The organism is Streptomyces sp. NPDC004561 (assembly GCF_053602155.1).
Genome location: NZ_JBSGDB010000238.1, coordinates 1 through 12,902, shown reverse-complemented (window position 1 = coordinate 12,902; position 12,902 = coordinate 1). Strand labels below are relative to the sequence as shown.

Below are 12,902 nucleotides of genomic sequence, written 5' to 3'. Positions count from 1 at the left end.
ACGCCGAGCAGGCCGCCGAGGGTGAGCGCGGCCGTCGTACGGCGGACCCGGGCGGGCACCTCGGCGGTGCGGCCGTAACCGCGGGCCTCCATCGCGGCGGCCAGCGCGACCGAGCGCTCCAACGCGCCCTCCAGGACCGGCAGTCCGACCTGGAGCAGACCCCGTACGCCCCGGTCCGGACGGCCGCGCAGCCGGCGGGCGGCGCGCAGTCGCCGGACGTCGGCGATGAGGTGCGGGGCGAAGGTGAGGGCGACGACCACCGCCACACCCGTCTCGTACAGGGCGCCCGGCAGGGACTTCAGGAGCCGGGACGGGCTCGCGAGGGCGTTCGCGGCGCCGACGCAGATCAGCAGGGTGGCCAGTTTCAGGCCGTCGTACGCGGCGAAGACGAGGGCCTCGGCGGTGACCGTGCCGCCCAGGCGGATGCCCTGCGCCCAGTGGGGGAGCGGGACTTCGGGCAGGGTGAGGACGGTGTGGGTGCCGGGGATGGGGGAGCCGAGCGCCACCGCGAAGACGAGGCGGACGAGGAGGACGGCGAGGGCGAGCCTGGCGAAGGCGGAGTAGGAGCGGGCCCAGGGGGCGGCGGAGCGGTGCGTGGCCACGACGTACGCCGACGCGGCTGTCAGGAGTGCGAGCAGGAGCGGGTTGGTGGTGCGGGTGGCCGCGGTCCCGAGGGATATCGCCCAGAGCCACCAGGCGCCCGGGTGCACCCGGGCGCGGTGCCGGTGGCGCGCCGAAGGGGCGCGGGGCGCCGTGCGAGCGGCCACGGACGGCCCGCACTCACGCATCGCGTCGCCGTCGCGCCTGCCACACCGCCGCTGCCGCCAGCAGGGCGACGACTCCCGCGCCGATCGGCAGGCCCAGCGAAGGTCCGCCGTGCGAGCCGCTCCCCGCCGGGGCCGCACCGCTCTTCTTCCCTGCCGAGGCGCCGCCCGAGACCTGCTCGCCGCACCCCTTCTGCGGATACCCGGCGATCGCGCACAGCAGGGCGTTGCTGTCGTAGCGCAGGGGCTTGGCGACGGCGGCCAGGGCGTCCGCCGTCGTCGCGTCGGGGGACACCCGGGCGCAGGCCGTGCGGCCCGCGGGCGGGGTCTCGCCGGACGGCGCGTCCGCGGGCGTGCCGAAGTCGAGGACCAGGGCCACCCGCTTGCTGCCGGACCTGGCGGGCGTGCCCGCGCAGATCGTGCCGAAGTCCGCCGTGCCGCGCGGCCGGGTCGCGTCCGCGGAGTCCGCGCTCACCGCGAAGCGGAAGCCCTCCACGGCGCCGTCGTCGGGCCGGACGATCGACGGGCCCTGCGTGGCGTACGTCCAGTGGCCGCCGGAGCGCTCCCAGAACGACCAGTAGCGGTAGCCGGTGGCCCGCGCCTGCCCGGCGCACAGCACCAGGGCGAGCGCGGCCACGAGCAGGGGCGCCGCACGGCGGACGGCGGTCACGGCTGCCGCTTCTTCCGGCCGCTGAACAGGAAGCCGATGCCGATGCCCGCGACGAGGCCGACGCCGACGATCCACCAGACACCGGTGTGCGAGTCGTCGGACGCCTTCGCCGTGTGGGCGGCGGCGCCGTCCATGTGCGGGGCCGGGCCCAGGCCGTTGAGGGAGCGGACCAGGCTGGTGCCGCCGAAGTCGCCCGGCTGCGCGCCGATCGCGTGCGCGGCGAGGATCAGCTGGGCGTACGCGGCCGGGCCGCTCTGGGCCGCCCACTGGGTGGCGTTCTTCTCCAGCCAGGCGTACGCCTTCTTCGCCGGCCCGGTCCGGCCGTCCGCGGCGAGCGCGACGACCGTGTCCGCCGTGTTGCCGAAGTCGGGCTGGTCCTTGGCGCCGGGCAGCGCGGACTGGAGGTGGCCGCTCTTGGCGACGGCCGCCGCGAGGTACGCGCCGGCGTTGTCCGCCACCTGGGCCGGGGCCGGGTGGGCGGCCTCGGCGCAGGCGTCCTTCGCGGGGGACTTGCCGCCCTGGGCCGCGAACCCCTTGCCGAGCGCGCCCAGTACGCCGGCCGCCGTCGCGTCCGCGTTGGCGAGCAGCTTGCCCTTCTTGTCCGGCTGGTAGACGAGGGCGCCGCCGCCGTCCTGGCCGCACGGTATGGACCAGGCGGCGAGCAGGTCGTACGGCGACTTGCCTGCCTTGCGCAGGCCGGCCGGGTCCGTGCCGGCCGCGGTCAGCGCGCCGATGACGACGGAGGTGGAATTGGTGTCGCTGGGCCCGCCGGGGGTGTAGCCCCAGCCGCCGTCCTTGTTCTGCACGGACTTCAGCCAGTCCACCGCCTTGCCGGCGGCGCCGTCGTGCCCGCCGGCCGCGTGCAGGGCCTGGACGGCGGCGGCCGTGCTGTTGGTGTCCACCATGGTCTTGCCGTCGCAGGCCTTGGCGGGGTCCGCGCGGTACGCGGCGAAGGCGCCGTTCGCGCACTGCTGGCCGGCGAGCCAGTCCACGGCCCGTGCGGCAGGCCGGTAGCCGAGGGTCCGCTGGGCGACCAGGGCCAGCGACTGGCGCCACACACCGTCGTAGGTCGGGTCGGACTTGCCGTACAGCCCGGCCGGCAGCGTCACCTTCGGGGACGCCGACGGGGACGGGCCGGCGGCCGTGGCGGGCGCGGCGGCGGCCAGCACGCCTATGGCGGCGAGAGCCGCGGCACTGCGGCGGACGTTCATGGTCGGCGACTGCCTCTCCCTGCGGGGAGCCGGGCAGCGCGCGGGAGGACCCCGGGCGGCTCGGCTCCGTATACCTCGACGGTGCCGTGCGCGGCGGGGGCCGGGCACGTGAGCCGGTCAACGTTCCGTCCGGGGCAGTCCGGCTCACCGCCTGAGGGCGGTTCACGGTTGCGGGTCAGCGCCGGAATTGCACCGGCTTCCCCCCGTACGGGTGTGATGACGACTCCGCCACTTTACCGGCAGCCCCGCGCGGCCCGAGGGGTGGCTGTGCGCACAGGGCGGCGGTGACCGGCGTCACGCGCGCGAGGCGCCGACGGACCGTGCGCCGCGGCGCCTATGTGCGGATGGTCCGGCCCCGGCACAGCGGACCCGGGACGCCCCGGAACTCCAGGTCGAGGCCGAGGCCGTCGCGTTCGGCGTGGATGTGCAGGTGCGGCTCGGTGCTGTTGCCGGAGTTCCCCACCTCGCCGAGCACCTGCCCGGCGCGCACGGGGTCGCCCTTGGCCACGGTCACGGTGCCGGGGCGCAGATGGGCCAGCTTGACGATCTCGGAGCCCGTGTCGATCCACACGTGGTTGCCGTACAGGGGCTGGTAGCGGATGGTGCCGGGGTCCTGGTCGGCGATGTGGTCGGCGGCGGAGACGACCTCGCCGTCGCAGGGGGCGTGCAGGGGTTGCCCGTAGACGAGGTAGCTCTCGTTCCGGCCGGTCGCGCCCTCGCTCCGGACGCGGGCGCGTGACCGGCTGCCGCCGGGGCCGACCTGGATCACATCGAGGGCGCCGCGCTGTTCGGGGAAGGGCGCATGATGGTTCAGGCCGCGTCCGCCGCCCTGAACGATGTACCAACTGCCGTTCTGTAAGGGGAACATGAGAGGGCGTGACACGGTCGTCCCCCAGCGGTGGCGCCGTGCCCGCACGAGGAGCAACCCGAGCCCGGCGAGCAGGGCCGTCCCCACCACCAGGTCGGGGGTCGCGCCGCCCGACGTGGGCAGTCCGGGCAGGCGCCAGGCGGAGGCGAGGGCGACGAGTGCCCCGCTCTCCAGCGGACGGCGTAGCCACCAGGGCTCCGCGGCGAGGGTGCGCCAGCCCTCCAGGAACAGGTATCCGGCCGCGACGACGAGCAGCCGGCCCAGCCAGGCGAGCCGGGAGGGCGCCTCCCAGCAGGCGCCGATGCGTATGACGAACAGCACGGTCAGCACGGTCCAGGCGAGGGCCGCGCGCGTACCGCCGGACATCCGCACGCGGGGCGGCCGGTGGGCGGCCGGGGAGATCAGGAGTCTGCGAAGTTCACGGCCGTCACGGGTGGACGCGAAGGCGAGAGCCCGCCCCCTGGTGCCTTCGATCACCAGCCCGTCGGGGCTGTCGCGCACGCCGGTGACCTCGCCGACCCGGCCGAGGGTGGCGTCCACGATCCCGTCGAGCCGCTCCCGGCCCACGGCGGCGACCACGCGCGGCGCGAGCCGCTCCCGGTCGGCGGGCCCGGCGGTGAGGAACCGGTACAGGGCGGCCGCCTCGGCGCCCTCCGGTCGCGTCCCTCGGCCGTCCGCCGGTTCCCTGGTCGTGTCACGCATCGGGACGAACTCCTTCTTCCGGGTTTCGGGTCTCAGCCGTACGGGCGGCCGGTACCCCTGTACTCAACTCGGTCCCCGATGGGTCGAGTTGTCAGGCGGCCCGCGCCGGCGGGGGCATGACGGCGACGGTCAGGCACCACGTCAGCCGGTCCAGCGCGTGCTCGCACTCCGTGGCGTCCTCGCCCGTCACCACCCAGTGCGCGAGCCGGTCGGTGACGTCCGCGTACGGGGCCGCCGTCACCAGGTCGCCGGGCCGCCGGGTGAGGACCAGGCACTCCAGGGCGGGCTCGTACGCGGTGGCGGGGTGCACGTCCAGGCGGCTGACCCGGCCGGTCGCGGCCGGATAGGCGAACTGGACGGCGGCGGCCCGCTGCCGGGTGGGCGTGACGTCGGCGGGCGCGCCGCACGCCAGGTCCGCCGCGGCCCGCGCCAGGTCGACGCCGGTGGCCGACTCCACGAGCAGGGGCACGAGATCGCCGGGCAGGTGCGGGGCGACACCGGCGACGCGGGGGCCCCGGTCGGTGAGCCGCAGGCCGATGTGGGCGACGGTGCGGGTGAGACCCAGGGCGCGCACGGTCCGTCGGACGGTCTGGCGCAGGAACGGGTTGTGCAGAAGCCCGTCGTGGGCGTGGACGGAGCGCCGCAGTGCCGCGTGGGCGGGCGGCGGACCTGGGGCCGTACGGGTGAGCGCGGCGATGCGGACCTCGTCGTCCAGTACGACGGTCTCGGCGGACACCAGCGGCGCCGCCGCGTCCTCGGGTCCGGCGGGCGGCACCTTGTGCCGCAACAGCAGGTCCGCCAGCGCCCCCGGGTCGGCACAGGCCGCGGCCGTCTCGTACGACGGGCCCGGCAGGCCCAGCCGGCCGGCGATGCGCGCGGCGGTGGGCAGATGCCGCGCGGACCAGGTGAGGACGCCGGCGACACGGTGCCGGGCCGCGTACCGCGCCACCGCCTCGGCCGTCTCATCCGCCCGGTCCGGATCGGCCATGAGGTGGCCGGCCAGGAAGGGGCGCGCCCAGCGGGGCGGGGCGGTGCCCACGAACACCACCGGGCGGGCCGCGGCGATCCGCGCCAGCGTGAACTCCCCGTACGACACCCTGCGTTCGACTCCGAGCAGGAGTACGGGCAGCGGCATCGACGCCTGGCCCTTCCCGGGGAGAACGTGGACGAGGAGCACCCCGGATGCCGCTCCCCCGTAGCCGGCACCCGGGGCGGGTCGGCTTGCTCTCTGTGCCATGATCCTCACCCACCGCACCGTCAACTGTCAACGATTGCTGCCTAATTGAGCAGGGTGCGTTGTCACGTCTGGTCGGCGCCCGGGGGACCGGGTAGCCTCGCGTCAGTCCAGTCACCGATCAGGACGACACGCCCAGGGGGGACCTCGGTGAGTGACGCCTACGCCTCGCTGGCCGAGTTGCTCGTCCGGTTGGGCGAGTTGACCGGCCGGCCCGGACGGCTGCCGGAGGCCCTGGACGTGGCCGACCTCTCGCACCGAACCGGCATACCCGTCGGCGTCGTCGTCGACCTGCTCGGCGGCGGCCGGGCACCGGAGGCCTGCCTGGCCCAACGGGTCCGCCAGCGGCTGGACTTCATTCGCGAGACCCGCCGCCGCCCCGACGGCAAGCGGTACTCGCTGGACGAGCTGGCCAGGATCGCCGGAACCAGCCGGCAGTGGCTGAGCGAGTGGCGCAAGAGCGGCATGCCCGGCCTGGAGCACACCGACCGGTTGCGCCGTCACTTCGGCCTGCCCGCCGGCTTCTTCACCGCGGACGAACCCGAGGCGCTCTACGAGGCGTTGCGGCCGGTGGCGCAGCGACTCCAGGTGCAGACGGACCCCCTGCTGCGGCTGCGCGAGAGCGGCCTGGTCCGGCTCGCCGCCCGCGCCCCGCAGATGAACGCCCGGCAGCTCGCCACCCTCGCCGACCTGGCCGAAATGATCATCTCCACGGAGCCGGTCGAGAGCTGACAGCACTGCGCGGGGCATGCGTTCCGGCCACCCCGCGGACCCCTCGGTACCCCGTATCCGCGGTACGTCCCTTTCGTGCCGCCCGCACGCCCCGGGCGAAGGTGGCCCGAGCGACGGGGACTTGGCATATTGCGATCAGACGTGACCGCTCGCAGCCCCCGGGGGAATGGTGCGTACAACCAGGAAGATGCGCCGGTTCGCCAACGCGCTCATCGACCCCCTCAGGGTTCCCATCCCCGCCGACCCCGGTGACCTTCTCTGCGCGCTGGTCGAGTCCGCCTCCCGGTGGCGCGGACGCCCCATCGTCGTCCACCTGGCCAACTTCCCGCCGCACACCTCCGCCACCGGACTCTGGATCGAGCGCGGCACCCGCGACGACATCGTCATCGAGGCCGACGCCCCGCCCTGGATGAAGCTGGTGATCCTCGGCCACGAACTGTGGCACATGGCCGACGACGACCCGTCCCACCTGGCCGCACACGCCGACGGCGGCCTCGCGCCGGCCGGCCCCGACGGCGCCCGCCCGGCCGCGGCGCGCACCCGCTTCCTGGAGGCCGCGGAACAACGCGCCGATCTGTTCGGCATGCTGATCGGCGACCGGCTGCGCCCCTGGCTGAAAGCATCCCCCGACTCCGTCTACGCGGCGCACAACTCCGGCCACGACGACCTCGCGGGACGTATCGGGGCGGCCCTGAACTACCGCGGGGCCGAGAGGTGAGTGACCTGATCAACTACGTGAGCTGCGGACTGCTGTGGCTGGGACTGCTCGCCAAGGCGCCGGACCTCCTGCGCAGATGGCGTGATCCCTTCCTGCTCGCCCTCAGCAGCGTGCTGGCCTTCGCCTCGCTGTGCTTCCTGTTCGGCGCGCCCCACACGGTCGGCCTCATCAACGGCCTCAGCGGCGTGCCCAACCTGGCCGCCCCGCTGACGTACGCGGCCATCACCGCCTACGGGGCCGCGTCCCTGGTGCTCGTCGTGGGCTGGCGCGGCGGCCCGGGCACGGCCCGCGCCATCCGGCGCTGGACCCTCGGCTACACGGCCGTCCTCGGCGGCATCGCGGTCCTGTTCGCCCTGGGCGACACGTCGGTGGAACGCCGGACCGACTTCGACACCTACTACGCCACCACGCCGTACGTCGCCGAGATGATCGTCCTGTACCTGGTCGCGCATCTCACGGCCGTCCTCGTCACCGCCTGCCGGTCCCTGTCCTGGGCCCGGCACCTGCGCGGCTCCCTGCGCGCCGGGCTGGTGACCATGGGGCTCGGCACCGTGGTCGGCGGCGGGTACAGCGCCTCGAAGCTCGTGGCCGTCGCCGCCCGCTGGTGCGGACGCGACTGGTCGGCGCTCGGTACGACCTTCTCGCCGGTCTGCGCCGGTCTGAGCGCGGCGCTGACCGTCGTCGGCACCGTCATCCCGCTGGTCGGCCCCTACCTCGCCACCCGGGCACGCTACTGGCGGGAGTACGCGCGGCTGGGCCCGCTGGAGCGGCAGCTGACCGAACTCCTCACCCGCGAGTACCTGCGTGTCCCGCGCCCCTTCTGGGCCTCGCCCGCCCGCCGGCTGACCTGGCGCCAGAGCTCCATCTACAACGGCCTGCGCTACCTCGAACGGCACTTCGACGAGGGGCTGTTCCGGCAGACGTACACCGATCACCTGCGCACCACCGGCGACCCGCACGGGGCGGAGGCCGCCGCGTGGGCCGCCGCCATAGCCGCCGCGACCCGGGCCGTGCGCGAGCCCGGTACCGGACCCGTGGCGGCCGGCGCGCCCGGAGCGCTCCCGGGACGCCCCGACCTTCCGGCGCTCCTGCGCATCGCCGATGTCCTCGCCGACGGCACCGGCGAGCCCGCCCTGGCCATGTGCTGAACGGAGCCGTCGATCCATGAGCCTCGTCGTGTACTCGGCGGCAAGCCTGTTCGCCGTGACCGCCCTGCTTCTCTTCCGCAGGCCGCGGGTCGCCCTGAGGGATCCGCTGACCGCCTCCACCTGCGTCTCGATCTTCCTCGGCGGGCTGTGCTTCTTCTGCTCGGCCCCCGTCACCCTGTCCGCGGTGAACGCGCTCACCCGGACCCCCAACTTCGGCGCGCCGATGACCTACAGCGTCATCTCCGCGTACAGCGCCTCCCTGCTGATCCTGCTGATCAACTGGCGTGGCGGACCCGCCGGGCAGGTCCGGCGCTGGGTCGTGCGGGTCGTCACCGTGTACAGCCTGCTGATCGCCGCCATCATCACGCTGTTCGCCCTGGCGAGCGCACCGGTCGAACGGCTGCGGGACCTCGACACCTACTACGCGAACACCCCGTACATGCGCGAGATGATCGTGCTCTACCTGCTCGGGCACGGCTCCTGCGCGGTGATCACGTGCTGTGTGTGTCTGCGGTGGTCGCGGGAGGTGACCGGCATCCTCCGGGTCGGCCTGCGCCTCATCATGGCGGGACTCGTCGTCGACGTGATCGGCTTCGAGTGCGCCAAGATCACGGCGGTCGCCGCCCGCTGGACCGCGTACGACCTCGACCACCTGTCCACGGACCTCGCTCCGCCGGCCTCCGCCCTGGGCGCCCTGATCTGCAGCGCGGGCTTCGTGCTGCCCCGGCTGCTGCCCGCGGCCCTGGCCCAGTGGCACAGCATCTGGGACTACCGGGCGCTGGCCCCCCTCTGGGCGGAGCTGCGCAGCGTGCCGACCGCACCCAAGCCCGCGCCCCCGCGCTGGCAACTGCCCCGCGGCCGGCTGTACTACCGCGAGATCCGCATCCTCGACGCCCTGCTCGCGCTCCAGTCCCGCTGCGACGGCCGGGTGCGGGAGACGGCGTACCGGCAGGCCCGGACGCAGGGCAGCCCGCCCGGCGAGGCCCACTTCATCGCGGCCGCCGCCATGGTCGTCGACGCCGCGCACCAGGCCCGCCGGCCGCAGCCGCCCGAGAGCCCCGAGCCGGCCGGCACCTCCCGCCTGCACACCGCCGTCTTCTCGGACACCGGCGAACTGGTCCAGCTGGCCCGGGCACTGGCCGGGTCACCCGTCGTCAGGGCAGCCCGCGAAGGTGCGGCGAGAGCCACTCAGAGCTGAAGGAAGAGAACCGAGATGTCGCACACAGCCGTTGTCATCGGCGCCGGAACCGCCGGCCTGCTCGCCGCCGCGGCGTTGTCGCCGGCCGTGGACCACGTGGTCGTGCTCGACCGCGACGAGCTGCCCGACGCGCCCGGGCACCGCAAGGGCCTGCCCCAGGCCCACCACGCCCATCTGCTGATGCCCGGCGGCCTGGAGGCGATGGAGAAGCTCCTGCCCCAGACCGACATACGCAAGAACCTGCTGGCAGCCGGGGCCAGGGAGCTGGCGCTGAGCGACGGCATGGTGGCCCTGACCCCCGCGGGCTGGTTCCGGCGCTGGCGGCACCACGAGTACGTCACGATCACCTCCAGCCGGCCGCTGCTGGACTGGGTGGTGCGCCGGGCCGTCCTGGCCGAGCACCCCAACGTGGAGATCCGCCGGGCCGAGGCGACCGGACTGCGCGGCAGCGCCCGCCGGGTCGTCGGCGTGCGGCTGGCCGGCGACGGCCGGGCGGACGGACTCGACGCCGACTGGGTGGTGGACGCCGGCGGCCGCGGGACCCGTGTCGTGCCCTGGCTCGACGCTCTCGGGGTCCGCGGCATCCGGGAGAAGAACGTCGACTGCGGCCTGGCCAACGCCACCCGCGTCTACCGCACCCCGCCCGGCGCGCGGGACTGGCCGCTGACCCTGGTCCAGGCCGACCCCCACATCGGCAGGCCCGGCCGCAGCGGCATGATCGTCCCCATCGAGAACGACCAGTGGATGGTCAGCCTCGGCGGGATGCGCGGCAGCGAACCCCCGAGGGACCCCGACGCCTTCCTCCGCTACGCCCTCGGCCTGCCGAGCCCCCTGGTGGGCCGGCTCATCGCCGGCGCCGAGCCGCTCACGCCGGTCTTCACCAGCCACAGCACCAGCAACTCCCGCCGGTATCTGGAGCGGGCCCGCCTCTGGCCCGACGGCTTCGTCGCGCTCGGCGACGCCGTGGCCACGTTCAACCCGCTCTACGGGCAGGGCATGTCCGTCGCGGCACTCGGCGCCCGGACCCTCGCCGAGGCGCTGCGGGACAGCGACCCCGGCACACCCGGCCTGGCCCGGCGCGTCCAGTGCGCCGCGGCCCGGTCCGTCGAGGCGGCCTGGAGCGTGGCCGTCGGCACGGACGTGCTGTATCCCGGCGTGACGGGCGGCCGGCCGACCCCCGCGGACCGCCTCGCCGCGGAGTACTCCAAGCGCCTGACGAGGGCGGCCACCGGCTCCTACGCGGCGGCGTGCGCCCTGTGGGACGTGACCAGCCTGCGCGACGGCCCGTCCCGGCTGATGCGGCCGGGCGCGATCCTGGCAGCCCTCGCCGGCCCCGCCCTGCCGCCACTCGCGGGTCCGCCCCTCACCCCGACCGAACACGCCTTCCTGTCGACGCTCGCCTGACCCCGGGGGCGGGGCGGGCCCGCGGGGTCAGATGGGGCACGCGCGAGGCCGGCGGGAGGAGTCATCGTGGTGGCCGCCCTGAACCGACGGCCCGGCGGGGACCGTCCCGCCCGTGTACCCATGTACCTTGCAGCGCCTCGCGTCCCCGCAGCGCGTGCCCGTCTCCCGGCGGGGGCCGCTCCCGGCTGACGTCCTCGGTGAACAGCTCTGCTACGGGGGTCGGTTCACCGGGGTGGCAGGACGAGGCGCTCGCAGGCGCGTGTATCCGTCGACCCGGTGGGCCGAGACGTACGAGACCGCCGTCGCCGTGTCCTCGCGGGCGACCGTGGCCGGGACGTCGGGCGTCAGCCGCCGGGAGAGCCGCCCGGCCGGGCGGCCGGCGACGTGCGACCGCAGCGCCTCGCGTCCCCGCACCGCGCGCCCGTCTCCTGACGGGGGCCGCTTCCGGCTGCCGTCCTCGGTGAACAGCCGGGTCACGGAGGCCGGTTCACCGAGGGCGAGCCGGTGGGCGAAGTCCAGGGCGAGGCGCTCGCAGGGGCGCTCGGGGAGAAGCCGTCGCAACGGGTCCATGCGGCTGCCCCGACGGCCGGGGGGCGGCGACCGGTTTTCACCCCGCCCCGCGCACGACCCGTTTCACACCGCCACGTACACCACCGGACCGGTCCCCGCCACCGGCTCCGCCCGGCCCTGTTTCACCAGCCGGCGCAGGTGGGACTCCGCCTCCGACACCGCGATGGTGCGCGAACCGTAGGGGATGTCGGCCCAGGGGCGGTTCCACTCCATCCGCTCGGCGAGCTGCCAGGGCGTGAGTGGCTCGGCCAGCAGGGCGAGGAGACCCGCCAGCCGTTCCTCGTGGTGCGTGAGCAACTGCGCCACCCGGGCCGGGGCGTCGGTGAACGCGTACTGGTGGGCGGGGAGGACCTCGGCGGGCGTGAGCCGGCCCACCCGCTCCAGCGAGTCGAGGTAGTCGCCGAGGGGGTCGGTCACGGTCGCGTCGTCGGGGTCCTCGTACAGGCCGATGTGCGGGGTGATCCCCGGCAGCAGGTGGTCACCGCTGAACAGCCGCCCCCGGCCCGGGAGCCGCCCCGGATGCTCCTCCTCCAGGTGCAGGCAGACGTGACCGGGCGTGTGGCCCGGGGTCCAGACCGCGCGCAGCCGGCGTCCGGGCAGGTCGAGGAGCTCGCCCGGGACGATCTCCCGGTCCGGCAGCGCGGGGGAGAGACCGGGGACGCCACGGCGGCCCCGGGCGGCCCGCAGCGGAGCCACGTGCTCCTCGGGCGCGCCCGCCGCCGTGAGCTTGGCGGCCATGTACGCGTACCACCGCTCGGGCCGCGTCTCCCGCGCCCGGCGCACGATCGCCGCGTCGGCCGCGTGCATCGCCACCCACGCCCCGGAGGCCTCGCGCACCCGCCCGGACAGCCCGTGGTGGTCGGGGTGGTGATGGGTGACGACCACCCCGTACAGCTCCCGGACCGCCGTACCGCAGGCCGCGAGCCCCGCCACCAGCGTGTCCCAGGAGGCCGGATCGTCCCAGCCGGTGTCGACGAGCACCGGTCCCCGGTCGGTGTCCACCACGTACACCAGCGTGTGCCCGAGGGGGTTGTCCGGTATGGGGACCCGAACCGACCGCACGCCCCCGCCGTGATCGAACGTCTGCGTCATCTGACCGCCCCTCCGCCCGCCGTCCCCACGACCCTTGCCCACTATAACCAGAACTGATGGAACGTCAGATCGTGCGGGAGCGAGGTGGTCGTGCGGGCCGGTTACCCACGAGTTGCGTCACGCTTTCGGACTATTAGAGTGGATGTATTCCATATGGGCATATTTGGGGAGAGCTCATGCAGCGAAGGACCATCAAGAGGGCCGCCGCCCTCAGCTCCGTTCTGGTGGCGACCGGCGTCGCCCTCATGCCGTTGAGCATCCAGCCGGCGTTCGCGTCCGCTCCGGCGGCGCACGTGAGTTCCGCGACGGTCGTCCCGCAGCAGAACCACTACCGGGAGGGCTTCCGGCAGGGCTTCCGCGACGGCTTCGCCGACGCGCGCTCCGACTGTCGCCGCGGGGGCTACGGGTCCGGCTACGCGCGAGGCCATGACTCCTCGTGGGCCCGTGGTTACGTCGACGGCTACAACCAGGGCTACAGCTCCGCCTACAACCGGTACTGCCGCTGAAGCTGCCCATTCCCGGTCATCAGGGCCGCGCCGGCGGTGACACCTCCGGGTACGGCGGCCTGGTCCGCTCGGTCCGGCTCCCGGG

General features: G+C 74.8%; 13 protein-coding genes. 6 read left to right on the top strand and 7 right to left on the bottom strand.

The window, feature by feature from the left end; all coding sequences use genetic code 11:
- From ACWEN3_RS27135 to ACWEN3_RS27115, 5 genes are all read right to left on the bottom strand, one after another.
- Positions 1-788: CbiQ family ECF transporter T component (locus ACWEN3_RS27135; protein WP_452975957.1), on the bottom strand; the 788-nt coding region annotated here is incomplete at its 3' end.
- A complete protein-coding gene (locus ACWEN3_RS27130; protein ID WP_452975955.1) occupies positions 781-1,434 on the bottom strand; it encodes an SCO2322 family protein in 654 nt (217 codons plus the stop codon). The genes ACWEN3_RS27135 and ACWEN3_RS27130, both read right to left, overlap by 8 nt.
- The gene (locus ACWEN3_RS27125) at positions 1,431-2,645 is read right to left on the bottom strand and encodes a prenyltransferase/squalene oxidase repeat-containing protein (protein WP_452975953.1); all 1,215 of its coding nucleotides are present in this window, start codon (positions 2,643-2,645) and stop codon (positions 1,431-1,433) included. Before ACWEN3_RS27125 ends, ACWEN3_RS27130 begins: the two co-directional genes overlap by 4 nt.
- Before the next feature lie 334 nt (positions 2,646-2,979).
- Positions 2,980-4,215 carry a M23 family metallopeptidase gene (locus ACWEN3_RS27120; RefSeq protein WP_452975951.1) on the bottom strand — a complete coding sequence of 412 codons (1,236 nt, stop codon included), beginning with the start codon at positions 4,213-4,215 and terminating at the stop codon, positions 2,980-2,982.
- 91 nt (positions 4,216-4,306) lie between these two features.
- Complete coding sequence (locus tag ACWEN3_RS27115; protein ID WP_452975949.1) at positions 4,307-5,452, bottom strand: hypothetical protein; 1,146 nt, start codon at positions 5,450-5,452, stop codon at positions 4,307-4,309.
- Positions 5,453-5,599: 147 nt separating this feature from the next.
- Here ACWEN3_RS27115 and ACWEN3_RS27110 point away from each other — a divergent pair, with 147 nt between their 5' ends.
- The 5 genes from ACWEN3_RS27110 (at position 5,600) to ACWEN3_RS27090 (ending at position 10,649) form a co-directional block, all read left to right on the top strand.
- Positions 5,600-6,181: an XRE family transcriptional regulator gene (locus ACWEN3_RS27110; RefSeq protein WP_452975947.1), complete on the top strand. Its 582-nt coding sequence runs from the start codon at positions 5,600-5,602 to the stop codon at positions 6,179-6,181.
- A gap of 187 nt (positions 6,182-6,368) precedes the next feature.
- Positions 6,369-6,899, top strand: coding sequence for a toxin (locus ACWEN3_RS27105; RefSeq protein ID WP_452975945.1), 531 nt, complete (start codon positions 6,369-6,371; stop codon positions 6,897-6,899).
- Positions 6,896-8,047, top strand: a complete 1,152-nt coding sequence (locus ACWEN3_RS27100) for an MAB_1171c family putative transporter (RefSeq protein WP_452975943.1) — start codon at positions 6,896-6,898, stop codon at positions 8,045-8,047. The genes ACWEN3_RS27105 and ACWEN3_RS27100 overlap by 4 nt, the downstream gene beginning before the upstream one ends.
- Positions 8,048-8,063: 16 nt before the next feature.
- Positions 8,064-9,245, top strand: a complete 1,182-nt coding sequence (locus ACWEN3_RS27095) for an MAB_1171c family putative transporter (RefSeq protein WP_452975942.1) — start codon at positions 8,064-8,066, stop codon at positions 9,243-9,245.
- A gap of 15 nt (positions 9,246-9,260) precedes the next feature.
- Positions 9,261-10,649: an NAD(P)/FAD-dependent oxidoreductase gene (locus ACWEN3_RS27090; protein ID WP_452975940.1), complete on the top strand. Its 1,389-nt coding sequence runs from the start codon at positions 9,261-9,263 to the stop codon at positions 10,647-10,649.
- 210 nt (positions 10,650-10,859) lie between these two features.
- On the opposite strand, the gene ACWEN3_RS27085 is transcribed toward ACWEN3_RS27090, so the two are convergent.
- Together ACWEN3_RS27085 and ACWEN3_RS27080 are read right to left on the bottom strand one after the other, a co-directional pair.
- Positions 10,860-11,219, bottom strand: coding sequence for a nuclear transport factor 2 family protein (locus ACWEN3_RS27085; RefSeq protein WP_452975938.1), 360 nt, complete (start codon positions 11,217-11,219; stop codon positions 10,860-10,862).
- A 63-nt stretch (positions 11,220-11,282) separates the two neighbouring features.
- Positions 11,283-12,311, bottom strand: coding sequence for an MBL fold metallo-hydrolase (locus ACWEN3_RS27080; RefSeq protein ID WP_452975936.1), 1,029 nt, complete (start codon positions 12,309-12,311; stop codon positions 11,283-11,285).
- Positions 12,312-12,487: 176 nt separating this feature from the next.
- Between ACWEN3_RS27080 and ACWEN3_RS27075 the strand changes: the two genes are divergently transcribed.
- Complete coding sequence (locus ACWEN3_RS27075) at positions 12,488-12,817, top strand: hypothetical protein (protein WP_452975934.1); 330 nt, start codon at positions 12,488-12,490, stop codon at positions 12,815-12,817.
- Positions 12,818-12,902: the final 85 nt, after the last annotated feature.